The 24,582-nt window shown below is 64.5% G+C and carries 24 protein-coding genes; 13 read left to right on the top strand and 11 right to left on the bottom strand.

Features of this window, described 5'->3' with window-relative positions; translation table 11 throughout:
• Positions 1-214 precede the first annotated feature (214 nt).
• Positions 215-1,768, top strand: coding sequence for a peptidoglycan L,D-endopeptidase MepK (locus tag DW352_RS23255; RefSeq protein ID WP_115693555.1), 1,554 nt, complete (start codon positions 215-217; stop codon positions 1,766-1,768).
• A 274-nt stretch (positions 1,769-2,042) separates the two neighbouring features.
• Here DW352_RS23255 and DW352_RS23250 read toward each other — a convergent pair whose 3' ends face one another.
• From DW352_RS23250 to DW352_RS23235, 4 genes are all read right to left on the bottom strand, one after another.
• Entirely contained in the window at positions 2,043-2,324 is a 282-nt protein-coding gene (locus tag DW352_RS23250; RefSeq protein ID WP_115693554.1) for a DUF2312 domain-containing protein, read from the bottom strand.
• Between the two features lie 236 nt (positions 2,325-2,560).
• Entirely contained in the window at positions 2,561-2,857 is a 297-nt protein-coding gene (locus tag DW352_RS23245) for a DUF1244 domain-containing protein (protein ID WP_115693553.1), read from the bottom strand.
• Positions 2,858-2,994: 137 nt separating this feature from the next.
• The gene (locus tag DW352_RS23240; RefSeq protein WP_115693552.1) at positions 2,995-5,178 is read right to left on the bottom strand and encodes a xanthine dehydrogenase family protein molybdopterin-binding subunit; all 2,184 of its coding nucleotides are present in this window, start codon (positions 5,176-5,178) and stop codon (positions 2,995-2,997) included.
• A 2-nt stretch (positions 5,179-5,180) separates the two neighbouring features.
• Positions 5,181-5,636 (bottom strand): (2Fe-2S)-binding protein, encoded by a 456-nt coding sequence (locus tag DW352_RS23235; protein ID WP_115693551.1) that lies wholly within the window; start codon positions 5,634-5,636, stop codon positions 5,181-5,183.
• A 144-nt stretch (positions 5,637-5,780) separates the two neighbouring features.
• Between DW352_RS23235 and DW352_RS23230 the strand changes: the two genes are divergently transcribed.
• From DW352_RS23230 to DW352_RS23200, 7 genes are all read left to right on the top strand, one after another.
• Positions 5,781-7,070: a glycerate kinase type-2 family protein gene (locus tag DW352_RS23230; protein ID WP_115693550.1), complete on the top strand. Its 1,290-nt coding sequence runs from the start codon at positions 5,781-5,783 to the stop codon at positions 7,068-7,070.
• A gap of 96 nt (positions 7,071-7,166) precedes the next feature.
• A complete protein-coding gene (locus tag DW352_RS23225; RefSeq protein WP_245434510.1) occupies positions 7,167-7,655 on the top strand; it encodes a DUF1036 domain-containing protein in 489 nt (162 codons plus the stop codon).
• 22 nt (positions 7,656-7,677) lie between these two features.
• Positions 7,678-9,111, top strand: coding sequence for a pyruvate kinase (pyk, locus tag DW352_RS23220; protein WP_115693549.1), 1,434 nt, complete (start codon positions 7,678-7,680; stop codon positions 9,109-9,111).
• 299 nt (positions 9,112-9,410) lie between these two features.
• Positions 9,411-10,733 carry an MFS transporter gene (locus tag DW352_RS23215; RefSeq protein ID WP_245434227.1) on the top strand — a complete coding sequence of 441 codons (1,323 nt, stop codon included), beginning with the start codon at positions 9,411-9,413 and terminating at the stop codon, positions 10,731-10,733.
• A gap of 174 nt (positions 10,734-10,907) precedes the next feature.
• Complete coding sequence (locus tag DW352_RS23210; RefSeq protein WP_115693548.1) at positions 10,908-12,125, top strand: GGDEF domain-containing protein; 1,218 nt, start codon at positions 10,908-10,910, stop codon at positions 12,123-12,125.
• A gap of 69 nt (positions 12,126-12,194) precedes the next feature.
• Positions 12,195-13,022 carry a tetratricopeptide repeat protein gene (locus DW352_RS23205; protein WP_115693547.1) on the top strand — a complete coding sequence of 276 codons (828 nt, stop codon included), beginning with the start codon at positions 12,195-12,197 and terminating at the stop codon, positions 13,020-13,022.
• Between the two features lie 225 nt (positions 13,023-13,247).
• The gene (locus DW352_RS23200; RefSeq protein ID WP_162827146.1) at positions 13,248-13,454 is read left to right on the top strand and encodes a response regulator transcription factor; all 207 of its coding nucleotides are present in this window, start codon (positions 13,248-13,250) and stop codon (positions 13,452-13,454) included.
• A gap of 31 nt (positions 13,455-13,485) precedes the next feature.
• Here the strand turns inward: DW352_RS23200 and DW352_RS23195 are convergent, their stop codons facing one another.
• Complete coding sequence (locus tag DW352_RS23195) at positions 13,486-14,355, bottom strand: division plane positioning ATPase MipZ (RefSeq protein ID WP_162827145.1); 870 nt, start codon at positions 14,353-14,355, stop codon at positions 13,486-13,488.
• 260 nt (positions 14,356-14,615) lie between these two features.
• On the opposite strand from DW352_RS23195, the gene DW352_RS23190 reads away from it, so the two are divergent.
• Positions 14,616-16,448 (top strand): amidohydrolase family protein, encoded by a 1,833-nt coding sequence (locus DW352_RS23190; RefSeq protein WP_245434226.1) that lies wholly within the window; start codon positions 14,616-14,618, stop codon positions 16,446-16,448.
• A gap of 24 nt (positions 16,449-16,472) precedes the next feature.
• On the opposite strand, the gene DW352_RS23185 is transcribed toward DW352_RS23190, so the two are convergent.
• Entirely contained in the window at positions 16,473-17,471 is a 999-nt protein-coding gene (locus DW352_RS23185) for an ABC transporter substrate-binding protein (RefSeq protein ID WP_115694570.1), read from the bottom strand.
• 216 nt (positions 17,472-17,687) lie between these two features.
• Entirely contained in the window at positions 17,688-18,293 is a 606-nt protein-coding gene (locus DW352_RS27515) for a TetR/AcrR family transcriptional regulator (RefSeq protein WP_162827144.1), read from the bottom strand.
• Positions 18,294-18,441: 148 nt separating this feature from the next.
• On the opposite strand from DW352_RS27515, the gene DW352_RS23175 reads away from it, so the two are divergent.
• Both DW352_RS23175 and DW352_RS23170 read left to right on the top strand, forming a co-directional pair.
• The gene (locus tag DW352_RS23175) at positions 18,442-19,803 is read left to right on the top strand and encodes an aromatic ring-hydroxylating oxygenase subunit alpha (RefSeq protein ID WP_162827143.1); all 1,362 of its coding nucleotides are present in this window, start codon (positions 18,442-18,444) and stop codon (positions 19,801-19,803) included.
• Positions 19,804-19,805: 2 nt separating this feature from the next.
• Complete coding sequence (locus DW352_RS23170) at positions 19,806-20,321, top strand: aromatic-ring-hydroxylating dioxygenase subunit beta (RefSeq protein ID WP_115693542.1); 516 nt, start codon at positions 19,806-19,808, stop codon at positions 20,319-20,321.
• A 33-nt stretch (positions 20,322-20,354) separates the two neighbouring features.
• Here DW352_RS23170 and DW352_RS23165 read toward each other — a convergent pair whose 3' ends face one another.
• Both DW352_RS23165 and fliK read right to left on the bottom strand, forming a co-directional pair.
• Positions 20,355-20,678 (bottom strand): EscU/YscU/HrcU family type III secretion system export apparatus switch protein, encoded by a 324-nt coding sequence (locus DW352_RS23165; protein WP_115693541.1) that lies wholly within the window; start codon positions 20,676-20,678, stop codon positions 20,355-20,357.
• Positions 20,675-21,871 (bottom strand): flagellar hook-length control protein FliK, encoded by a 1,197-nt coding sequence (gene fliK / locus DW352_RS23160; protein WP_115693540.1) that lies wholly within the window; start codon positions 21,869-21,871, stop codon positions 20,675-20,677. Before fliK ends, DW352_RS23165 begins: the two co-directional genes overlap by 4 nt.
• Positions 21,872-22,063: 192 nt before the next feature.
• Between fliK and DW352_RS23155 the strand changes: the two genes are divergently transcribed.
• Positions 22,064-22,393, top strand: a complete 330-nt coding sequence (locus DW352_RS23155; protein ID WP_115693539.1) for a DMT family transporter — start codon at positions 22,064-22,066, stop codon at positions 22,391-22,393.
• A 45-nt stretch (positions 22,394-22,438) separates the two neighbouring features.
• Here the strand turns inward: DW352_RS23155 and DW352_RS23150 are convergent, their stop codons facing one another.
• The gene (locus tag DW352_RS23150; protein ID WP_245434225.1) at positions 22,439-23,026 is read right to left on the bottom strand and encodes a tetratricopeptide repeat protein; all 588 of its coding nucleotides are present in this window, start codon (positions 23,024-23,026) and stop codon (positions 22,439-22,441) included.
• A 151-nt stretch (positions 23,027-23,177) separates the two neighbouring features.
• Positions 23,178-23,303: a type B 50S ribosomal protein L36 gene (gene ykgO / locus DW352_RS23145; protein ID WP_115693537.1), complete on the bottom strand. Its 126-nt coding sequence runs from the start codon at positions 23,301-23,303 to the stop codon at positions 23,178-23,180.
• A gap of 129 nt (positions 23,304-23,432) precedes the next feature.
• Between ykgO and DW352_RS23140 the strand changes: the two genes are divergently transcribed.
• Positions 23,433-24,578: a cobalamin-independent methionine synthase II family protein gene (locus DW352_RS23140; RefSeq protein ID WP_115693536.1), complete on the top strand. Its 1,146-nt coding sequence runs from the start codon at positions 23,433-23,435 to the stop codon at positions 24,576-24,578.
• The last annotated feature ends 4 nt before the right edge of the window (positions 24,579-24,582 follow it).

Here is a 24,582-nt window from a genome sequence, read left to right as displayed (position 1 = left end):
CACAAACGGTAATCCATTCCACCCCACGCGCTAATTGAGTTCGCCCCGACCATATTCTGCCACGGTCCGACATTACGGTTTGGACATCTCCGGGGGCAATTGCCGAGCGATAAGCGCTCGTTAACCAATCCCGACAACACTCGTCCGGTCGTCGTCGCGGCGGCCGAAAGGGCATGTGGCGGCGATAGTGGGACGATTTTCGCGGAACATTCTTGTGTCAGTAAGTGCGGCGCGTCGGCTGAAGACGACAACTTTTCTCATCAGCGTGCGCCTGAGCCTCGCCGGCTTGGTCATCGTCGGCGGCAGCAGCGCGCTGCAGACCGCGATCGCCGAAGGCGACACCCGCACCCTCTCCTTCCATCACCTGCACACCAACGAAGACATCACCATCACCTTCAAGCGCAACGGCCGCTATGACGAGGCCGCGCTGAAGAAGCTCAACTGGTTCATGCGCGACTGGCGCAAGAACGAAGACGTGCGCATGGATCCGCATCTCTTCGATCTGTTGTGGGAAGCGTATCGCGAGGCCGGTGCCACGCAGCCGATTCAAGTGATCTGCGGTTATCGCTCGCCGGCGACCAATGCGATGCTGCGCGCGCGTTCGAGCGGTGTCGCCGAGGTCAGCCAGCATTCGGCCGGCAATGCGATGGATTTCTTCATTCCCGGCGTGCCGCTCGCGAAGATCCGCGAAATCGGCCTGCGCATGCAGCGCGGCGGCGTCGGCTTCTATCCGACGTCGGGCTCGCCCTTCGTGCACATGGACACCGGCACCGTACGCCACTGGCCGCGCATGACATATGCGCAGTTGGAGAAGGTGTTCCCCGACGGCCGAACCGTGCATGTCGCTTCCGATGGCCGCCCGCTCCCAGGCTATGCCCTCGCGCTCGCCGATGTCGAACGCCGCGGCAACACGCCGAACCGTGTTTCGCTCGAAGCCGCGCACTCGGCCGGCGCGATCACCGCGCAGCAGGAAGCCGAGGCGACCAGCATCGCGGCCGCCAACAAGCAACAGCCGACGCGCAGTCTGTTCGCCGGCCTGTTCGGTTCAGGCAAGACCAATACGGAAGAGGCGGACGACAAGGCCGCGTCGACCACGGTGGTCAAGAGCACGCGCGCGCGCACGGTGGTCGCCAGCGCGGCACCGCCCAAGCCGGTCGCAACCGAGCGTATCGTGCCGCTGCCGGCGGCGCGGCCGCAGATGCCGGTCGACGTCGCCTCGGCTGAACCGCAGCAGGCGAGCTATCAGACCGCCTCGGCCTCGTTCGACAACCGCGGCGTCTGGCCCGCCGTCGTCAACCAGACGGCGTCCGGCAATGCCTCGCCCTTCATGGTCGCCGATGCCACCGGCAGCACGCCGCCGCTCGCTTACGCCGCCCCCGATTCCGAACCGGCCCCCATGCCCCGGACGCGGCCCATGGGCCGGACGGCGCCGCATGTCGCGCGGAATGCGCCGGCGCTTTTGACGCAGACCGCCGACGCCACGGCGAAGGCGCCTCTGCTCGTCGCCGGCACTCAGAACCCGGACAGCCCGTGGCTGCGCGCGGCCATGCTGACGCCGAGCGTGTCCGCCGTAATGAGAGCGACGCAGAGCGGCACCTTCGATCCGCGCCCGTTGCAGTATCTGCTGCACAAGCCGAACGACGCGCTGACCATGAGTTTCTCGGCCGATCCGTCCGGCGGCGTCTTCGCGGACCGCTTCTCGGGCGCCGCGGTGGTGTTCGTCGAAACGACGACCTTCGTCAGCGCGAAGACCGCGGCGCTGCGGTAGCCATCCGCGCGACGTCATGCGCGGGCTTGACCCGCGCATCCATGATGCCCCTCACCTCGAAGAACTTTACGTAAGACCGAGCCGTGTTGCCGCTCGCCATGGATTGCCGGGTCAAGCCCGGCAGTGACCGTGTGAGAGGGTGTCGTCCCCGCGCAGGCAGGGACCGGTACGCCAGGCGGTCTCGATCGTACCGAGATATGGGCCCTATCGGTCCGGGCCCTCGCGTCAAAGACGCCCGGGAACGCGCTTACGGCGCTCGGCCGTGACGACTCACCTACGCCAGCATCCCCAGCGCGTGCATGTAGGTCTCGAGCACTTCTTCCTGCTCGCGGCGCTCGTCCGAATCCATCTTGCGCAGGCGCACGATGGTACGCAGCGCCTTGGTGTCGAAGCCGTTGCCCTTGGCCTCGGCGTAGACGTCCTTGATGTCGTCCTGGGTCGCCTTCTTTTCTTCTTCCAGGCGCTCGATGCGCTCGATGATCGCCTTGAGCTGGTCCTTGGCGAAGCGGTGCGCGCGTTCGCTGTCTTCTTTTTCGGCCGCGGCGGGCATTGCCATCGAACTCTCCTCGACTCTCTCACCGGCGGGCGGACCCGCACCAATCCAAACGAGAGCTTTCGGATTTGCCCGCCTCCGGGTCAAGGTAAGGCGGCGTTCATCCACACTGTTCACACGTGTTGAGAAGCCTCGAGAAAAAGCTTGCCTATCACCGTCATCCTGAGGTCGCCCCCGAAAGATGACGGCGTCAACATGAGTCTCGCACCCTGTGCGGCTCGCCCCTCAGCGTGCGGGGCCTAATGATGCGGCTTGGCCTTCTCGAAGGCGACCTTCTGGTCGGCGCTGGCTTCCTTCTGATACTTCGCGCGCCATTCGTCGTAAGGCATGCCGTAGACGAACTGCCGGCTCTCGTCCTTGCTCATCGGCACGCCCTGGGCGTCAGCCGCGTCCTTCATCCAGTTGGAGAGGCAATTGCGGCAAAAGCCGGCCAGATTCATCAGGTCGATGTTCTGCACGTCGGTGCGCGTGCGCAGGTGCTCGAGCAGGCGCCGAAAGGCGGCGGCTTCGAGTTCGGTGCGGGTTTTGTCGTCCATGGCGAGTTCCTGTGTCCCTGATAAGGTAACCATGCGCGCCCCGTATTTGAAGGCCTCTCGCCGATCGCCTCTCCGCGAAGACAAAAAAACCGCCGCGCTCCCCGCAGGAGCGCGGCGGCTTGTGTCGGGCCGGACGATCAGCCCAGCGCCTGCTTCACGCGATCAGGCGTCATCGGCAGGTGCCGCAGCCGTTTGCCGGTGAGCTGCGCCACCGCATTGGCGATCGCCGGCGCGATGACAGGCACGCCGGCTTCGCCGATGCCGGTCGGCTCGGAGTCGTTCGAGATCACCTTCACGTCCATCGGCGGGATGTCGGACATGCGCAGCACCGGATAGCCGTCGAAATTGCGCTCCTCGACGACGCCATCCTTGATGTGCACCTCTTCCCGCAATGCCGCGCCAAGTCCGAACACCATGGCGCCGCGCATCTGCGCCTCGATGTTTTTCGGCTGCACGGCGAGACCGGCATCGACCGCGGCCCAGACATGATGGACCGTGATGGCGCCGGACTTCTCGTCGACCGAGACCTCGACCACCGCCGCCGTATGGCTGTGCAACGAGTCGGAATAGGCGAGCCCCAGCGCCCGCCCCTGCCGCTTCTCGTTGTACCGGGACATGTCGGCCACCGCCTTCACCACCGCTTGCGCGCGCGGATCGTCCTTGAGCATCGCGATCCGGTAAGCGAGCGGATCGGTGCCCTTGCCGGCGGCCAGTTCGTCGATGAAGGTCTCGATCGCGAACTTGGTGTAGCCCGCCGCGATACCGCGCCAGGCGCCGACATCGACGCCACGCGCGGCGCGCACCCAATCGACGCGATGATTGGCCACGGCGTAGCTCATCTCACCGCCGCCGCCCGAGACTTCATCGCGCATGCCGATCTTCTGGAAGATCGGCGGCGGCAGAACGCGGCCGAGATAGCTCTCGTTGACGATACGATGCCGCCAGCCGACGACGTCACCCTTGGCATCGAGACCGACCTCGAGCCGCTGTACCGTCAACGGCCGGAACTTGTCGTTCATCATGTCTTCGTTGCGCGTCCAGATAAGCTTCACCGGACGTCCGTCGGATGCCTTGGCGAGCATGGTCGCATGCGCGACCGTGTCGGCGTCGGAACGACGGCCGAAGCCGCCCCCGAGCAGCATCGTGTGCACGGTGACATTGGCCGGTGGCACGCCGGCCACGGCCGCCGCCGCCATCTGCTGCGTTACCGGCGCCTGATTGCCGGCCCACACCTCGACCTTGTCGCCCTGGATGTGAACTGTCGCATTGAGCGGCTCCATGCAGACATGCGACAGATGCTCGGAGAAATACTCCGCGGTGAGCACCTTCGCCGCCCCCTTCAAGGCCGCGTCCGCGTCACCCTTCTTGACCATATCGACGCCGGGCTTCGACCAGTCGGCGGCGATGGTGCGATAGTCGGCAAGAACGCCGTCGTTCGAATAGGTCTGCGCGGGTGTCGTTTTGGTCCACGTGACCTTGAGTGCCTCCTTGGCGCGGAAGGCCGCTTCGACCGTCTCGGCCAGAACGCCAACGCCGACCGGCAACGGCACGATCTTGACCACGCCCTTGATCCGCTTGGCGGCGGAGTCGTCGATCTGGACCGGCTTCTCGTGCTGGACATCGCAGTAAAGGATCGCCCCGTACACCATGTTCGGGACCTGCACGTCCATGGAGTATTCGGCGGTGCCATTGGTCTTCGACGGCACGTCGATACGATCGATGTTCTTGCCGATGAGCCGGAACTGCGCCTCCGGCTTCAGATCGGCCTTCGTCACCTCGGGCAGCGGATTCGGCACCGTCGCGGTCTTTGCGAGTTCGCCGTAGCCGATCTTGCGGTTGGATTTGGCATGCACGACCATGCCGGGCTCGGTGGTCAGTTCGCCAACCGGCACCTTCCACGCATCGGCCGCGTTCATCAGCAGCACTTTGCGCGCCTGCGCACCCGCGAGGCGCAACTTCGCGTAATAGCCGGTCACGGCATAGCTGCCGACCGTCGATTGCTGATTACCGAACTTCGGATTGCCGTAAAGCTTGGCGTCCGCGGGCGCCTGCATGACGCGCATCTTGCTCCAATCCGCGTCGAGTTCTTCCGCGAAGATCACGGCGAGCGACGTGCGCGTTCCCTGCCCCATCTCAGAAGCCGGGCAGATGAAGGTGACGATGCCGTCCGCGCCGATGCTGACGAAAGCGCCGAGATCGGCCGTGCCCGCGGCACTCGCCGAACGAAGGCCGCTGCCGAAGGCGACGGCGATGGCGGCGCTGCCGCTGCCGATGAGGAAGCCGCGGCGCGAGAAAGCGGTGGTCTGGATGTGTTCGGTCATGATCAGCCCCTCGCCACGGATTCGATCGCGGCAATGATCTGGCTGTAGGTGCCGCAACGGCAGATGTTGCCGTCCATGTGCTCCACGATCTGCTCGCGGCTCGGTTTGGGATTTTCTTTCAACAGCGACGCCGCCTGCATGATCTGGCCGGACTGGCAGTAACCGCATTGCGGCACTTGCGCCTCGATCCACGCCTTCTGCAGCGGATGCGTGCCATCCGGCGACAGGCCTTCGATCGTCGTGACGTGACGGCCACGCACTTCGGAGAGCTGCGTCTGGCAGGAACGCACGGCCGCGCCGTCGAGATGCACCGTGCAAGCGCCGCAAAGGCCCGCGCCACATCCGAACTTGGTGCCGGTGAGCTTGAGATGCTCACGCACGGCCCACAAGAGAGGCGTATCCGGCTCGGCGTCGACCGTCGCCGCTTTTCCATTGATGGTGAAAGTTATGGTACTCATTGTTTCTCTCCCTCGAGAGGGTGTTGACCCGCCCCGCGCTCCCGCGGTGGCGTCACGACCACTTTCAAACACTACCCGCGCGCGGGCAAGTTTTAGCTAGAACGATTCGAATCAATTCTTGAAGGCCTGGCAGTGATGTCGAGAATGAATGATCGTCTGCGCGGTTTTCTCGTGAGCCTCTACCGCACTGCGGTAGACGCAGCGCACCCGGCAACGTTTCTGCCCACACGACTGCCCGCGCCACCCGCTGGCCGCATCATCATGCTCGCGGCGGGCAAAGCGGCGGGCAGCATGGCAGAGATCGCCGAACACTATTACCTCAACAAGCAAGGGGTTCCTGCCGAACGACTTTGCGGACTGGCGGTCGCGCGGCACGGCTATGGCCGCCCGCTCCAACGCATCGAGATGATCGAAGCCGGGCATCCGATTCCCGATGCCGCCGGTCTGGCGGCCACCGAGAAGGCCCTCGCGCTCGCCGATGGTGGGACCCCCAACGATCTCGTGCTGGTTCTTATATCGGGAGGCGCTTCCGCCAACTGGATCGCACCAGCGTCCGGCATATCGTTTGAGGACAAGCAGTCGGTGACGCGCGCCTTGCTGCGCTCCGGCGCGCATATCGGCGAGATCAACACCGTGAGGAAGCACCTGTCGCGCATCAAAGGCGGCCGGCTCGCGCGCCACGCTTACCCGGCGCGCGTCGTCACGATCGCGATCTCCGACGTACCCGGTGACGATCCTGCCGTGATCGGCTCCGGCCCGACCGTGCCCGATCCGACGACGCTCGCCGATGCCCGCGCGGTCATCGCCAAATACAAACTCGACGTCCCCGCCGCTGTCACACGCGCGCTGAACGACGCTGCTAATGAATCGCCGAAGCCGGGCGACCCGGTGTTCGCAGCGAGTGAATTCCATCTCGCGGCGCGGCCCGCGGACTCGTTTGCCGCTGCCGAGAAGGCCGTGCGCGCGGCGGGATACGAATGCGTCTCGCTCGGCGCCGATGTCGAAGGCGAAGCGCGCGAGGTGGCAAATGAACATGCGCGGCTCGCACAATCGCTGCGCGCGCAAGGGCGGCGTGCGGTTATATTGTCGGGGGGCGAGCTCACGGTGACGATACGCGGTCACGGCAGAGGCGGGCCCAATCAGGAATATGCGCTGGCGCTGGCCATCGCGCTCGCGGGCGTGCCGGGCGTCGCGGCCGTGGCCGGCGACACCGACGGCACCGACGGCGGCGGCGGCTCGGCGACGGACCCCGCCGGCGCCTTTGCCGATGGCGACACGGCGACGCGGGCCCAGGCGCTCGGCCTCGATCCGGCCGCGTTTCTGGCCGACAATAACTCGACAGCCTTCTTTTCCGCGCTCGGCGACCTGCTCGAGCCGGGCCCGACCTACACCAACGTGAACGACCTGCGCGCCATCGTCGTTGACAGCCTGTGACGGGTCACGTCAAAACCCGAAGCAACGAAACCGACGACTGTGACCGCATTGCGATCTTTTCCCGCCTGGCACTCAGCTTCTCGTCGTCTCGCGTGCCTGCTGGTGCCCGCCGTGCTGCTCCTGGTGGCATCGGCGCACCCCGCCCGGGCCGACTTCCGTTTGTGCAACAACACCGGCAGCCGCGTCGGCGTCGCGCTCGGCTACAAGGACGCCGACGGATGGACCACCGAGGGCTGGTGGAACATATCGGCGCGCTCCTGCGAAACGCTGCTGCGCGGGGCGCTGGTCGCGCGTTACTACTATATCTACGCGGTCGACTACGATCGTGGCGGCGAGTGGTCGGGCAAGGCCTATATGTGCTCGCGCGAAAAGGAGTTCACCATTCGCGGCACGGAGAATTGCCTCGCGCGCGGTTACGACCGCACCGGCTTTTTCGAGGTCGACACCGGCGAGCAACGCTCCTGGACCGTGCAACTGACCGAGACCGCGGAACAAACGCCAAGTCCGCTCGGTCCGCGACTACCCGGACCCGGACGTCCGCCTTTGATGATGCCGACGCCGCCCGCCGAAGGCGGGAAGCCATAAAGCAACGGAAGAGACGCCATTCATGAGACGCTTGCGCCGCGCCAAGATCGTCGCCACCCTCGGACCGGCGTCATCCAATCCGGACATGATCGCCCGCCTGTTCAAGGCGGGTGCCGACGTGTTCCGCATCAACATGAGTCATACGAGCCCGGACCGCATGCGCGAGATCGTGTCGATGATCCGCGCCGTCGAGCGGGACACCGGGCGACCGATCGGCATTCTCGTCGACTTGCAGGGCCCCAAGCTCAGGCTCGGCACCTTTGTCGACAAAGCGGTGACGGTGAAGAATGGCGACACCTTCGTGCTCGACTCGGACAACACGCCGGGCGATGCCACGCGCGTGTTCCTGCCGCATCCGGAGATTTTCAGCGCAGTCGAACCCGGTCACGTGCTGCTGATCGACGACGGCAAAGTAAAGCTGCGCGTCGTCGAGGCCGAGCCCAAGCGCATGGTCACGCGCGTCGAAGTCGCCGGCAAGCTGTCGGACCGTAAGGGCGTGAGCCTGCCGGATTCCACCATTCCGTTCTCGGCGCTGGCGGAGAAAGACCGCACCGATCTCGAAGCCGCGCTCGACGCCGGCATCGACTGGGTTGCGCTCTCTTTCATCCAGCGGCCCGAGGACATCGCCGAAGCCAAGAAGATCACGCGCGGCCGCGCTGCCGTGATGGCCAAGATCGAGAAGCCGCAGGCTGTCGTGCGGCTGTCGGAGATCATCGACCTCGCCGATGCGCTGATGGTTGCGCGCGGCGATCTCGGCGTGGAGATGCCGCTTGAAAAAGTGCCCGGCGTGCAGAAGCAGATGACGCGCATGGGCCGTCAGACCGGCAAGCCCGTCGTGGTCGCGACCCAGATGCTGGAGTCGATGATCTCGTCGCCGGTGCCGACGCGCGCCGAAGTGTCGGACGTGGCCACAGCCATCTTCGAAGGCGCCGACGCGGTGATGTTGTCGGCGGAATCCGCGGCGGGGCAATATCCCGTCGAAGCGGTGTCGACGATGAACCGCATTGCCGAAGAGGTCGAGAACGACACCTTCTTCCGCAACATCATCTCGGCACAGCGCGGCGAACCCGAGGCGACAGGCGCCGACGCCATCGCCGACGCGGCGCGCCACATCGCCGATACGCTCGATCTTGCGGCGGTCATCTGCTGGACCTCGTCCGGCTCGACCGGCCTGCGCGTCGCGCGCGAGCGGCCGCGCCCGCCTATCGTGGCGCTGTCGCCGAACATGTCGACGGGACGGCGGCTGGCCGTGGTGTGGGGCGTGCACTGCGTGGTCACGGAAGACGCGCACGACCAGGACGATATGGTCGATCGCGCCTGCCGGATCGCCTTCAAGGAAGGCTTCGCCAAGCCGGGGCAGCGCGTCATCGTGGTCGCCGGTGTGCCGCTCGGCACGCCGGGTGCGACCAACATGCTGCGCATCGCCTATGTCGGCGCCGACGTGGCGAACGACTAAACTTCGTTCCTTCGCATTTTTTTCGCTGACGGGTCGGCTGGCGCACAACGCGCCCGCCGTTGCTATTTTTTGCGCGCGTTGCTCCTTTTATTGCACCGCAACAAAAGCGCGTGCAGCGCACCATACAAAAGTTTGACGTTTAACTTAAGCAGGGGTTTCAAACAGGATTGATGAGTTCATAAGTACCGTGAATAGCAGCCCTGCCAGGCCGACCTGCCTTCGCCCCTCCGTTCAACAACCCGAGGCCACCGACGGCGCACCTGCCGGCACCTGCGCGTATAGAGACCGGAGCGCCTTTCATGACTACCACGACAACCGCCGCTCAAGACGAACGGCTCGATCTCGCCGACATGCGCCGCCGTATTAAGGCGATCTTCATCGGCTCTGTCGGCAATCTGGTCGAATGGTACGACTTTTACGCCTACGCCGCGTTCGCGCTGTATTTCGCTGGCGCCTTCTTTCCGAGTTCCGACCCGGTCGTGCAGCAGCTCAACGCCGCCCTTTTGTTCGCGGCCGGCTTTATCGTGCGGCCACTGGGTGGCTGGCTGTTCGGGCATCTGGCTGACAATTACGGCCGCCGCCTATCGCTGATGCTGTCCGTCGCGATGATGTGCTTCGGCTCGCTCATGATCGCCGTGACGCCGACCTATGCCTCGATCGGCATATGGGCTCCTGTCTTGCTCGGCCTTGCGCGGATCATTCAGGGCCTCAGCCTCGGCGGCGAGTACGGTACGAGCGCGACCTATCTCACCGAGATGGCCGATCAGCGCCACCGTGGCTTCTATTCGAGCTTTCAATACGTGACGCTGATCGGCGGCCAGATTACCGCGCTGCTCGTGCTGCTGTTGCTGCAGAAGGTGTTCCTGACGAACGATGAAATCCGCGCCTGGGGCTGGCGTATCCCGTTCGTCATCGGCGCGCTGCTGGCCGTCACCGCCCTGATCATGCGCCGCAACTTGCATGAAACCGAGGCATTCGAAGCGGCGAAGAAGATCGGCAAACGCACGTCGTCGATCGCGACGCTGCTGAAGTATCCGCGCGAGGTTCTGCTCGTCGTCGGCCTGACCGCCGGCGGCACGGCCGCGTTCTACACCTACACGACCTACATGCAGAAGTTCCTGAAGCTGTCGGTCGGCCTCACCGACGACCAGACCACGATGGTCACGCTGGCGGCGCTGGTGTTCGGCATCGTGCTGCAGCCGATCTATGGCGCCATCTCCGACCGCATCGGCCGGAAATGGCTACTCATCGCCTTCGGTGTTTGCGGCGTGCTGTTCACCGTGCCGCTTCTGACCACGCTGCAGTCCGTCAAAGGCCCCTTCGCCGCATTCCTGCTGATCGCCGCGGCGTGGATGATCGTCTCCGGCTACACATCGATCAACGCCGTGGTGAAAGCCGAATTGTTTCCAACCAATGTGCGCGCGATCGGCGTGGGCCTGCCTTACGCGCTCACCGTGTCGATCTTCGGCGGCACCGCCGACTCGGTGGCGCTGTGGTTCAAGTCGGTCGGCCACGAAAGCTGGTTCTATTACTATCTGACCGGCATGATCGGCATTTCGCTCATCGTCTACCTGTTCATGCGCGACACCAAAGCCAACTCGGCCATGCACCGCCACGAGTGAGCCCGGCCGAGACCGGGCCTTACCCCGTTCCTGACTTGAGACGGTGCCGTCGCAGTCGTGACGGCGACACCGCTGAAGCCGGTTTACTCATTTGCAATAACAACCTGTGATATTAGCCTGGTAAATATCTATTAAGGTCCCCTGGTGTCTGTACGCGGCCAACGGGGAAGTGGGATGCAAAGCGACAGCAGGGTTTATAGCTTGCCGCGCTGGCGCATGACGCGCTGGCTGGTGGATGCTGGCCCCGGCGTGCCCGACGACATTCGCCACGCCCTTGTCGGACAGCTTTACGGCACATTGCCGATCTTCGCCGGCGGCGTCGCGAATACGATCGTCGTATCGGTAGCCATCGCGGCGCGGCTTGGTTCATGGCCCTTCGTCGCCTGGGTCGTCGTCGAAGTGGCGGTCTGCCTGGCGCGCCTGATCGTGCTCATGATCGCCCGGCGAAATGCACTGACGGGCCGCAAGACGCCGACCGACATTTACATCCTGCTGGGCATCGCTTGGGCCGCGACCGTCGGCTATGGCGTAATCGTCAGCCTGGTCAGCGGCGACTGGGTCGCCTCCGCGCTCGCCTGCCTCTCGGCCGCGGCCATGGTTGGCGGCATCTGCTTCCGCAATTTCAGCGCCCCGCGGCTGGCCGGGACTATGACGGTGTTCAGCCTCGGGCCGTGCCTGCCGGGGGCGATGATCGCTGGCGAACCTCTGATGTACATCGTGTTCGCCCAGATACCGATGTACGTCTTCGCGATGACGGTGGCGGCATTCCGGCTCAACAAGATGCTCATCGCCACCATGCGCGCGGAGCGGGAAAACGACCACCGCGCCCGGCACGACGCGCTCACCGGCCTGTCGAACCGGACCGGCCTGATCGCCGCCGTCGATGCGCGGTTGGCGACGGCACCGCGCGAGGGCGAGATGCTGGCCCTACTGTTTCTCGATCTGGATGGCTTCAAGAGCGTCAACGACACCTACGGGCACGCCGCCGGCGATCGCCTGCTCGCCATGGTCGCCGACCGGCTGCGCCGTGTACTTCTGGCCGCCGACATTGCGGCCCGTATCGGCGGGGACGAGTTCGTGGTGCTTGCCGACGGTCTCACCCCTGACAGAGCGATCACGCTGGGTGAGCATCTGATCGCCGCCATCGCCACGTCCTACGATCTCGGCGACAACATCGCCATCAGCATTGGCGTCAGCGTCGGCATCGCCATGGCGCCCGAGCACGGCGCCAAATTCGCCGACCTGCTCGCCGTCGCGGACGCCGCGCTCTACGAGGCCAAGCTCAGCGGCAAATCGCGCTGCTGCATGGCCTCCGCGGAAACCAACCTCGCCGCCCTCCAACGTCTGCGCGGCAACACCGGCAAACCCGGGGCGGTTGGTGCGGCTGCCTAGATGCTGTGCTTGCTGGCACGCGTTCGCGGCTCTAAGCTGAAAGCACGATAAGCCGCGCGAGTGCCGCCCATGCGCAAGCAATCCGCTACAATCATCGCCGTGGGGCTGTTGATAGCGCTGAGCGTTACGGTCGCGCGCGCACAATCGGCCGATCTCGTGCTCTGCGACCGAGTCGCCGCGGAGCCGTCGGATCCCGACAAGCCCGCCGACGTCAAAGGGGTCGCCGAAATCGCGCGCAGCGACGTCGCCATTGCTATCAAATTCTGCAAGTCCGCCTCGGCTGCGTCGCGGCGCGCGCTGTATCAGCTCGGCCGCGCCTACGCGGCGAACAGACAAATGCCGGAAGCGATCGCCGCTTATCGCAAGGCCGCCGGCAAAGGCAGCACCTCCGCCATGGTCGAGCTCGGTGTCATCTACGGCACCGGCACGGGCCTTCCCAAGGACGAAGCCCAGGCGCGCGCTTTGTTCACGCGCGCGGCCGAGGGCGGCAATGCCCGCGGTGTCACCAATCTCGCAGCGGTATCGAATGGGGCGCCCGCCGATCCGACGAAGACGCGCGCGCTGCTTGCAAAAGCCGCCGAGGCCAATGCCCCGGCCGCGCAATACCAGCTCGGCGTGATGATGGCCGATGGTGTCGGCGGCCCGCAGGACGATGTTGGCGCGCGCGCGCTATTCGAGAAGGCGGCGGCGCAGGATCACGCTGGCGCCTTGGAGCGTCTCGGCGCCTTCGCCGAATCTGGTCGCGGCGGGCCGAAGGATCCCGGGGCGGCGAAGACCTACTACGAGAAGGCCGCAGCGCTCGGCAATGCCGAGGCGAGGGCCGCGCTCAAGCGCGCGGAATGTCCTTACGTCATCAAGGACAAGAACGGTAAGTTCGTCACCAATCTCTGCTTCTGACGTCGGCCGCGCGTTACCGCTCTCTTAACCGTGCACGCATGCGCCAGACACATACGCGACACGCGCGGCACCGCCCCATAATGCGCCCTGGAACATAGAAATACAGCGAAGTTCCACACGCCGCATTAAATGTTGTCCATCTACCCAGCTACGCGCCAGCCTGATCATTATCTTTATGACAACGTAACAATAACCGCGTGTGCCGGCTAATCATCAATGCGACCCTTGGATGCCAACGAGCTCGAAGCGCTCAAACTATTTGCGAACGGAAGAAGCGCCGAGGAAATTGCGGCCGAGATGAACGTGAGCCGGAGCATGGCGCAACATTACGTGCGTGTCGCCGCGCGCAAATTGGGCGCCCGCAACCGTGTCCATGCGGTCGCGCTGGCCGTGCGTATGGGAATGTTCGAGGTCGCCGGCGGAGGCAACTGACGGCACGCGCCGCCAGTCGCCGCATTCCATTTCAGGCCGCGTCGCTTTCGAGGAAAGAAGCTCCGAGCCGATAGGCAGCCGGTCCCAGCAAGGCTGCGACCAGACTCTGCACTTCGAGCTGCGCGGTCACGTGCGACATGGTTGGCCGCGTACCCAACGTCAGTTCATCGAGATCGTCGACGGCGGTCAATCCGCGCGGATAGAACTCGCGGAAGATAACGCGCTCCGCCAGCCCTTCGATGCAGCGGAAGTCGAGCCGCTGCGCGAGATCCGCAAGCGCCTCGCCGACCGCACGCTTGTTGCGCGAGTTCAAAGTCGAGAGCCGGTTGCGTAGCACGATCCATTCCAGCTCCGGCTTGCCGAGGCTGCGCCGCGTGGCGCGGGCTTCCTCCACCAGGCCGGCATAATGGCTGACATCGGTGACGGCGAAGGTCTCGGCATCGACATGGCCAAGCACATCCAGATCCACGAAGCTGTCGTTGAGCGGCGTGATCAGGGTATCGGCATAAGTGTGCGCAAGACGCGACAGATAATGATTGTGCCCGGGCGTATCGATGATGACATAGCGATGGTTCTCGCAAAGCCCGGCCAATGTCTTCTCGAAGGTCGCGCGGCCTGCGGCCTCGTCTTCGCTCGTGGTGAAATCGGCGTCCTCGTCGAAGCACACATGGGTTGGTGCCGGTAGCGACTTGCCCCGCTGGCGCGACCACGTCAGCCGATTATCGACGTAATGGGTGAAGCTGCGCTGCCGCGGATCGAGATCGATGGTGGCAACGCTCTCGCCCGCGCGCATCAGCGCGACGGCAAGATGGACGGCAACGGTGGACTTCCCGGACCCGCCTTTTTCGTTGGCGACGACAATGACACTGACGCACGGCGCACTGGAGATCGTTTGATTCATGGGCGTGCTCCCTGGCGTTTTGAACCGCACTTCTCGCGCCTTACTAACGTGAGTGATTCGTGGCCATTTGAAGCCAAGTTTTTTGGGATAGAGATTTTGTCGTGATTTCAACGAGATGATTCGAAACTCCAACATCGAAGCAACAAAGCGGGACGGCTTGCCGGACGACCCAGGCCGTTGATCCACATCAACGCGGATGCGCCGCGCTCGCCTTGAATGGCGCAATGTGTGCCGGATGCAACCCAGGATTTCGTGCCGCCTTGGAAGGACTATCTTGGCCGTCGCGCCGGGGCTTCCTGAAAGGCGCGGCAGCACTGTCCGCGACGGCGACGTTTGTCGCCGAAGCGGTTCCGCCGGCGCATGCCGACGGCAGCATCAATCAAAGTCTGCAGCAAGGCTTGGGCGGAGAGCGTGCGACCGAGGCGCCGGGCCAGCCGGTCGTCTTCATCGCGCGCAAGGTGATCACCATGGAGCGTGGCCCGCTGGACGCGACCGCGATAGCGGTCGCCGGCAAGCGCATCGTCGCGGTCGGCACGCTCGATCGGGTGAAGGCCGCGCTCGGCGCCCGCGCTTATACGACCGACGAGTCGTTCAAGGACAAGGTGGTCCTACCGGGACTGATCGACCAGCATCTGCATCCTATCCTGGGCGCCTTGACATTGGCCGTACCGGTCATCGCGCCGGAGGACTGGGTGCTGCCGAAGGTCGTGCACAAGGCGGCGCTGACGCCGGACGCCTACTGGGCGCGTTTGAAAGAGGCCGAGACCGCGCTGACAAACCCAAGCGAGTGGCTGATCACCTGGGGCTATCATGCGCTTTGGCACGGCCCGCTCGACCGGACCGCGCTCGATAAGCTCAGCGCTACGCGCCCGATCGCCGTCTGGCATCGCTCCTGCCACGAATTCTATCTCAACACGGCGGCCCTCGCCGCGCTCGGCATCGGCGAGGCGATGACTGTCGGCAAAGGCCAATACAGCGAGCAGGCGAACTGGCGCGAAGGCCACTTCTGGGAAGGCGGACTCAATCTGATAATGGCGCCTATGCTGAAGGTGCTGGCGAGCCCGGCCCGGCTCGCTTTCGGCCTCAAGCAGATGGTGGCCTATCTGCATGGCAACGGCGTCACCGCTTACATGGAGCCGGGCGCGCTCTACACGCCCGATATCTGGAAGCTCTACGAGCAGATCCTTGGCGCGCCCGAGACGCCGATGTATGCGACGTTCATCGCCGACGGCCGCGGCATCGTCGACCGCGTCGGCCTCGATCGCGCGCTCGACGCCACCGAAGCGCAGATCGCGGTGGCGCCGGAAGGCCCCGGTAAAAAACTGATGTTCTTCCCCGGCCAGGTCAAATTGTTCGCTGACGGCGCCATCATCTCGCAGCTCATGCAGATGAAGGACGGCTATCTTGACGGCCACAAGGGCGAGTGGATTCTCCAGCCCGACGAATTGGAAAAGCGCGCGCGGCTCTACTGGAACGCCGGCTATCAGATCCACACCCACGTCAATGGCGACCTCGGCCTCGAGGTCCTGCTCACGATCCTCGAGAAACTCAATGCCGAACATCCGCGCAGCGACCATCGCTGCGTCATCGTGCACTTCGCCAACGCGACCGAGGATCAGATCGCGCGGATCAAGAAGCTCGGCGCCATCGTCAGCGCCAACCCGTATTACACCGTCGGCTTTGCCGACAAATACAGCGCGGTCGGTCTCGGCCCCGAGCGCGCCGACATGATGGTGCGGTCACAGTCGGTGCTCGACCGTGGCATTCCGCTTTCCTACCACTCCGATCTGCCAATGGCGCCGAGCGCGCCGCTGTATCTCGCCTGGTGCGGCATCAACCGCATTACGCCGTCGGGGCGTGTCGCCGGCCCCGCGCAGCGGGTTTCCGTGGACGCCGCTCTGCGCGCGATCACGATCGAAGCCGCTTACTCCTGGCGCAAGGAAGACCAGATCGGCAGCATCGCGCCGGGCAAGATCGCCAACTTCACCGTGCTGGAGGAAGACCCTTATATCGTGGCGCCGGAGAAGCTGAAGGACATCCCGGTGACGGCCACGGTGTTCGAGGGCAAGGTGTATCCCGTCGCGCGCGGCTAGCGGCCGCCTTGCGACGCCGTCGCCTCAGCCGATGAACTGGTTGGTGTAGAGCTCGTCGACCGCCACCTTGTTCTGCACGATGCCGTTCTTCAGGTAGAAGTCCTGCAGCTTCGCCAAGCGCGCGCCGTCGACTTCGCCGAGTCGCTTCTGTCCGGGATAGACGTTCTTGGCGTAGTACTCGAACGTCCATTTGATGGCGCCTTCCTTGCCCTGCCAGGACGGCACGAACTTGACGAAATCCGCGGCCGCGCCGGCGGGATCGTCCATGATGTCCTTCATGCCCTGCAGCGCCGCGCTGACGATCTTCTTCACCAGGTCGGGACGCTTCTTGATCATGTCGTCCGAGGTGGCGATGCCCTGCGCCATATGCGGGAAGTAATCTTCCGTCTGCAGGATGTTGACCTTCACGTTCTCGGCGCGCACCGGCGGAATCCAGTCGGGCACCCCCGCCATGCCGGCGGCTTTGCCAGCGGCGACCAACTGCCAGACGCCGGTCGGCCCGGCCGACTGGATGTTGACGTCCGCCTTCGTCAGGCCGGCGCTCGCCAGCAACCCGAGCAACGCATAATAGGTCGTGTCCTGATAGGACATCACCGTGATGGTCTTGCCCTTGAGATCGGCCGGCTTGGTGACGCCTGAATCCTCGCGCACGACCATCTGCATGAAGCCGCGGCCGCCGAACACGCAGACGATCTTCACCGGAATGCCGTTACCGCGCACCAAAATGGGGCCATCGGCGACGATGCCGCCCACGGTGGCATTGCCGGCACCGACCTGTTGCGCCACATCGACACCGCCGCGGCCGACCATGAAATTCATGTCGAGCCCGGCTTTCTCGAAATAGCCCCTGCCCTTCGCCAACTGGATCGGACCGAAAGCCGGCAACACCGGCGGCGCCGGGAAAAGATAGGACGATGCTTCATTGGCCAGCGCCGGAAAACCGGCCACGCTCGACAAGGCGGCGGCGCCAAACACTCCGCAAAAGGTTCGCCGGTTGACGCTCGCGCGTGACTCGTTCGTCATCGTCATGTCCCCTCGAGGCCCGTGGACCGGGCTTTTCCTTCGCGCCGTCGGGCGCGGGCGCATGCTATACTGACCAGTCTCGTTTCGTCATGCCCGTTTTTCCGGCTCGCGCGCGGCGCGGTTCGCAAGCGATGCAACGGTTTCATCGGCGCAAATCAAGCATCGGCATACCGCTGATGGCGATCGCGGCAAGGCTGCCCAACTTCGCAGCAAGACTTACGGGCGCAACACGTGGCGCACGGCGCCGGTAATCCGCGCTTCGACCTCCTGCGGCGTCAACGCTTTGCTGATCTTCAGCAGCACGCGCAGATGGCCGTAGCCGCGCAGAAGCTCGAGGAATTCCTCGGCCGTCCGCGTCGGATCGCCGATGCGGAAGCGGGGGTCGTTGCGGTTCTGCTTGAGATACCGCGCCAGCACCTCGATACAGACCTGCGGGCCTGACGCGTAAAACAACTCGCCGAGCTTGGGAAAGCGGCTGCTCTCGGCGATGACGATGCGATGCAATTCGATCGTCTCGGGCGCGAAAACCGTGTCGATCATGCGCCGCGCGTAGCCGCGCAAGGCTTGCTCCGGCTCCTCTTCGAACAGGCGCTCCAACTCTTTGGCCACGATCGGATTGCAGAGCTCGGTGATAACGCCGGCGAACAAGTCCTCCTTGCTGCCGAAGTGACGATAGACGGTCATCTTCGAGACGCCGGCGCGCGCGGCGACCTCGTCCATGCTGGTGCGCTCGAAACCGGACTTCAGGAATACGGCCATGCCGCCGCGCAGAATGGCCTCGCGCTTGGCGTCGGATTTCACCCGGCCCCGGCGGCTGCGCATCGGCGCGGCCGGCTGCGCGCGCGGGGCGGCGGGAGCCCCCTTGCGACTAACGATACTCTCCGGTATCGTTTCACTATCGCCGGCGACGGTGCGACGTGGCCGGGTTGCTTTGCCAGCAGCCGCACGCGCTTTGATCTGGAGTTCCCGCATGTCGATGACTGCCAATTATTCCCCGGAAGATCTCGCGCGCATGGTCGAGCCTGCTCGCGTTCATCGCCGAATCTACACGGACCCTGAGATCTTTGAACTGGAAATGTCACGGATCTTCGGCACGGCATGGGTGTATGTCGGGCACGAAAGCCAGATCAAGAAGCCGGGCGACTATTTCACCGCCCGTGTCGCGCGTAAGCCGCTGGTGATCGTGCGGGCCAAAGACGGCTCGATCCAAGCGCTGCATAACCAGTGCGCCCACCGCGGCGCCATGGTGGTAGCCAACGATACCGGCTGCACCGACGAATTCCAGTGCTGCTACCACGGCTGGACTTACCATCTCGACGGCCGGCTGAAGGCGGTGCCGCTCAACAACGGCTATCCGGAAGACTTCGACACCAAGAATCCGAAGACCGCGATGGTGCGGGTACCGCGCGTTCAGAGCTATCGCGGCTTCATCTTCCTGAGCCTCGCGTCCGAAGGTCAGAGCTTCGAGGACTTCCTCGGCTACATGAAGACCTCGCTCGACGACATGGTCGACCGCGCGCCGGACGGCGAGCTCGAGATCGCCGGCGGCGTGTTCAAGCACACCTATGACGGCAACTGGAAGCTCTATCTCGAGAACCTGTGCGACGCCGCGCATCCCTGGTACACGCACCGCTCGTCAATCGCCGCCGCTCAGCAGCAGAAGGACGATGTGTTCAGCGACGGCACCGGCGAAATCGCCATCCGGCAGATGCGTCAGAACGGTGCGCCCTACTCGTTCTGGGAAAACCAGGTCGGCATCTGGACCTACGCTAACGGCCACAGCTATCTCGGCGACTACCACGACGACTCCAAGCTGGTCGCCGCGCTGAACGATCCGACCTTCCGCGAGTATCACAGCGCGATGGAGACCAAGAAGGGCAAGGCCGAAACGCAGCGCATCATGGAAGTGCGCCGCTGGAACAGCAATTTCTATCCGAACATGTCGATGATGAGCCAGTTCCAGCAGCTGCGCGTCATTCATCCCATCTCGGTGAACAAGACCGTCGTGCACACCTACTGCTTCAAGCTGAAGGGCGCGCCGGATCAGATGTTCCGCAATACCGTGAGCTTCGCCAACGTCGTCAACGGCACCGGCTCATTGGTGCTCACGGACGACCTCGAGATCTACAACCGCATCGCGCTCGGCCTGTCGAGCGAAGGCGCCGAATGGTTGGAGATCGGCCGCGGCTTCACGTCGGACGAGCCGGATCCGCACGGCGGCCGCAAGGGCAAGAATTCGACCAGCGAGGTCTACATCCGCAACATGTTCGATGCCTGGCGCGGCTACATGTTCGGCGACAGCGGCAGCGGCGCCAAGAAGCAGGTGGCCTGATCATGCTCGACAAGACCAAAAAGATTCCCGCTTTGCCGGACGCCAAGCTCGACGTTCGGGCTTACGAAGCCTTTTTGATCCACGAGGCGCGCCTGCTCGACGAAGGCTTCTTCGACGATTGGGTGGCGCTGTTCACCGACGACGCCCGCTACTGGGTGCCGATCGAGGCCGGCCAGGCCGATCCGTTCGAGACCGTGTCGCTCATGTATGACGACCGCCGTCTGTTGGAGACGCGCGTACGCCGGCTGTCCGACCCGCGCATCTATTCGCAGGAGCCGCGCTCGCGCACCAGCCGCACCGTCAACAACGTCACCATCGAGCCGTCGACCGGCGAACCGGGCGTGATCGTACGTTCGAAGTTCGTGCTGGTCGAATACCGGCGCGAGGATCAGCGGCTGTTCGCCGGCACCTACTTCCATCGTCTCGTCGGCGAAGGCAATGCCATGCGCATCGCCATGAAGAAGGTCGAGCTCGTCAACTGCGACGCGCCGCTCGACGGGTTGGTGGTGCCTTTCTGAACGAAGAGCCGGGCGCGCCGCAAGCGCGCCCGCTCACTTTTTCCGATAAGGGTCGCTGTTTGCCGGAATAGCGTACCCGGCCGCCGGGCCGGCTCGATGTTCCTTCGCCTTGCCCGAGACGCGCAACACGTAGCCCAGCACCTCGGCCACGGCGCGATAAAGCTTCTCCGGAATTTCGGCCTCCAGCTCGACCTGGGACAGCGCTGCCGCGAGCTGCGGATTCTCGTGCAGCGGCACGCCGTGCTCGGTGGCGAGTTCGACGATCCGCTCGGCGAGCGCATCGTGACCGATGGCCGTGACGCGCGGCGCATTCGGCCGCTCGTACTCCAGCGCGACGGCGAGTTTGCGCGTCGTCATGTTTTGCTGTCCAGAAACATGCCGGGTTTGCCGGCCGGCATCGACTGGGCTGGCGCCTCGCCGCCAACACAGGAAAGCGTGCCGGGCTCGAGAGCGGCTTCGCGCAGGGCGGCCTCGAGTTGCGCGACACTGTCGTTGAACAGCGCCGCGCTCTCCGGCCGCTCCGCGCGCAAGGTGACGGAGGTGCGGTCGCCAACGAGCGCGATATGCGCATGCACGCGGCCGAGCGGCTCGATATCGATGGCGAAGCTCGCGCGCCAGGCGGGCTTGGTGGCCTCGGCTTCATTGCCGGCGCCATCCCGCTCGATGCGGAATTGCGCGACGGCGGTGCCCTGCGGCATCGCCATCGGAATATCGAACAGGAGATGACGCCCGTCGGTGCCGGGCTTGGCTGCGGCGGCATCGCCGTCGGAGAGCGAAGCAACCTGCATCAGCGTTTGACGCGCGATGGCGGCCTCGGTGCGATCCAACAGATGCTGCGCAAGCGCCAGATCGGAGACGTCCTCCGGCAACGCTGCTTCGACCGGCGCCTGCGGCACGGTCGGTCCGTTGCGAAAGGGCGGCGGCGGCGCTTGCCGGGCATCCGTGGCCAATGCGCGGCCACTGTTCGCGGCAACCGCCGCCGTCCCGGTTCGCGCCGTATCGGCTTGCTCGTCGTCGCGCCAGTTCGTCAGCGCCCGTCGCATCAAGCCGAGCACCAGATTGAGACCCGCGACTTGTGCCTGTGGCGCGGCCATGGCCGCGGAAGCGCCGGCGTTCGCCGCGGCAGATGGAGCCGCCACCAGGCCAGACTGCATCAGCGCGGCCTTGATCTCGGCGGCACCGACCGTCGACTTGCTCACAATATCCAAAGGCGCGGCCAGCAGCTGCCGCACCAGCGCCGCCACCGGCGCGGGGAGTGACTGCCCGCTTTTCACGAGCGCCGCCAGATCGGCATAGAGCGGCGCGAGGCCGTTCTGCCGCGAGGCGGCATCGCCGATGATCGAGGCGGCGATCTGCTGCGGCGACAGCGCCGCCACCGCTTGTGCCACCGACGAAAGAGCCGCGCCCTCCGTCGGAGGCGTAACGGATGAATTGGCCGCGGCGCCGCCGGCCGTCGCATCGACGCGCGTGCCGGCATCAGCCGCGCCGGAACGCAGCGCCGCCGCTTGCGGCAGGCCGGTGACAGAAGATGTCGCCGTGACGACCGACATCGTTTCCCAGAATCCTTGAGACGTTGCCGACGATGCTAGCCGTTTGGCGTTAATGGCTTGTTAACTGTCGGCTGCGGGCGCGGCAAAGGTGACTGAAGGTGCCAACCTCCGACCTTCGCGGCTGGCTTGATCTAGGCCAAATCACGCCATGCGATTGGCGGTACGATTCATCGGATACGCAAGGGGGACAGAATGAAGTGGGTTTATCTCGTTGTCGCCGTGACCGGCGAGGTCATCGCCACATCGGCCCTCAAGTCGTCCGCGGGCTTCACCAAGCTCGGACCATCGGCGATCGTCGTCGCGGGCTATGGCGTCGCGTTCTATTTCCTGTCGCTGACGCTCGACGTCATTCCCGTCGGCATTTCATATGCGCTGTGGTCCGGCATCGGTATCGTGTTCATCTCGCTGATCGGTTGGATACTGTTCGGTCAGCGTCTGGACCTGCCGGCGATGGTGGGAATCGGCCTGATCGTCGCCGGCGTCGCCGTCATCAATTTGCTGTCCGAGTCGTCGTCGCATTGATCGAGCGTCAGACGCCAAGGCCTCTTGCGCGCGTGCGACCGCACCTCAGATGTCCCGGCCCTCGACCTTCTGCTGGAGCTCTTTCACGAGATCGGGGATGCGTTGCAGGCGGGGATAGACGTTGAGCGCGCGGCGGTAGACTTCTAGAGCCTGTTTGTCGTCGCCGATGTCCTGCAGGATCAGGCCCAAGCCCGATAGCGCGCCGAAGTGGCGCGGCTCGCGGCGCAGCACCTCCCGGATGTCGGAGATCGCGCGGCCGTAATCCTTTTGCATGTAGTAGAGCGTCGCACGCCGGTTCCAGGCTTCGACGTAGTCCGGTTTGATCGCGATGATGCCGTCGAGCAGCTTGATGGCGAGGTCGAGGTCCTTCTGCTCTACCGCCGTGCGCACGCGCGTCATCAGCAGATTGGCAGTGTCGCTGGGCGAGATCATCCAGACCGCCCAGATTCGCTCTTCGACCGCCTTGGCGCTCTCTTCGTTGGGCGCCGCCTTGAGCGCCCCAAACAGAAAGTCGAGATTGCGGAGGCGGTCGCCCTTCGGCGCCTGCGGCAGCTTGGCCGGCGGCCCGACCACATCGTCCGGCGCCGCCTGGACAGGCGCAGCCGAAAGCTCGGCGGCAAGCGCCGCGGCCATCAGGAAAACGTGGAATCGTGTTCCCATGGATAGAGGGTAATGTCTCTATCCATTGCGGCCAAGATGCGACGCCTCACGTTGCGACGAATAAGGGCGCCAGAAGGCGCCCCGGTCGTCCACAGCCGGCATCATGCCAGCCTATGCGCAGGCGTCAGCCCTGGCGCGCCTTGAAGCGCCGATTGGTCTTGTTGATCACATAGACCCGGCCCTTGCGCCGCACGAGGCGGTTGTTGCGGTGGCGGCCGCGCAACGATTTCAATGAGTTACGGACTTTCATGACAATCTCTGGACGCTGTTTGACCGGGTTTCTAAGGGAGGGGGCCCCCCCTGTCAATGTAAACGGCCACTGGTGTTAGAGTGCGGCGCCCCGGCACCCGAACCGGGGGTCCTGGGGAGGCCGAAAGCCATGCAAAGAAGCACTGACCGTTTTCTCACCACTCATACCGGCAGCCTGCCGCGTCCGGACGACCTGATCCGCATCATGTACGCCAAAGAGGAAGGCGTCCCGGTCGAATCGGCAGCCCTGGCCCTAGAGATCAAGGCGGCGGTGGCCGGAGTGGTAAAGAAGCAGGCGGCGTCGGGGGTTGACCTCATCAACGATGGGGAAATGTCGAAACCCTCCTATGCCACCTACATCAAAGATCGCCTCAACGGCTTCGGCGGCACCGGCAACACATTCATCTATCAAGACGTCCACGAGTTCCCGCGGCTCGAACAGAAAGTGTTCGGCGACCCTGGCCGCTCGCGGCGCAAGACGCCCGCCTGCAACGGCCCGATTTCGGTGCGTGACCGCGTGTCGCCGAAGTCCGACGCCGAGAACCTGAAGGCAGCGCTGTCCGAGGTGAAAGCCGTCGGCGGCTTCATGAGCGCCGCCTCCCCCGGCGTCGTCTCGCTGTTCTTCCGTAACGACTACTACAAGGACTTCGAGAGCTACATCTACGCCATCGCCGATGCGATGCGGGAGGAATACGAGACCATCGCCGAAGCCGGCTTCGTCGTGCAGATCGACTGTCCGGACTTGGCCATGGGTCGGCATATTCAATATGCCGACCTCGATCTCGCCGGCTTCCGCAAGCGCGCCCAGCTGCACATCGAAGCGCTCAATCACGCCGTCGCCAACATTCCGGCCGAGCAACTGCGCATGCATCTGTGCTGGGGCAATTACGAAGGCCCGCACCATTACGACGTAGCGCTCGCCGATATCATCGATGTCGTCTTCAAGGCGAAGCCAGTCGCGATTTCGCTCGAGGCCGCCAATCCGCGCCACGCCCATGAATACACGGTGTTCGAAACGGTCAAGCTCCCGGATGGCAAGGTGCTCATCCCCGGCGTCATCGAATCGAAGTCGAACTTCATCGAGCATCCGGAAGTCGTTGCGCAACGCATCGGCCGCTATGCGAACCTGGTCGGCCGCGAGAACGTCATCGCCGGCTCGGACTGCGGCTACGGCACATGGGTCGGACAGGCAGCGGTCGATCCCGACGTTGTCTTCTCCAAGCTCGCCGCCATGGCCGAAGGCGCGCGCATCGCCACGAAGCAGTTCTGGAAGTAGGAAG

The sequence above is a fragment of the Pseudolabrys taiwanensis genome (assembly GCF_003367395.1).
GTDB lineage: Bacteria > Pseudomonadota > Alphaproteobacteria > Rhizobiales > Xanthobacteraceae > Pseudolabrys > Pseudolabrys taiwanensis.
This window is presented reverse-complemented; position numbering and strand designations above follow the sequence as displayed.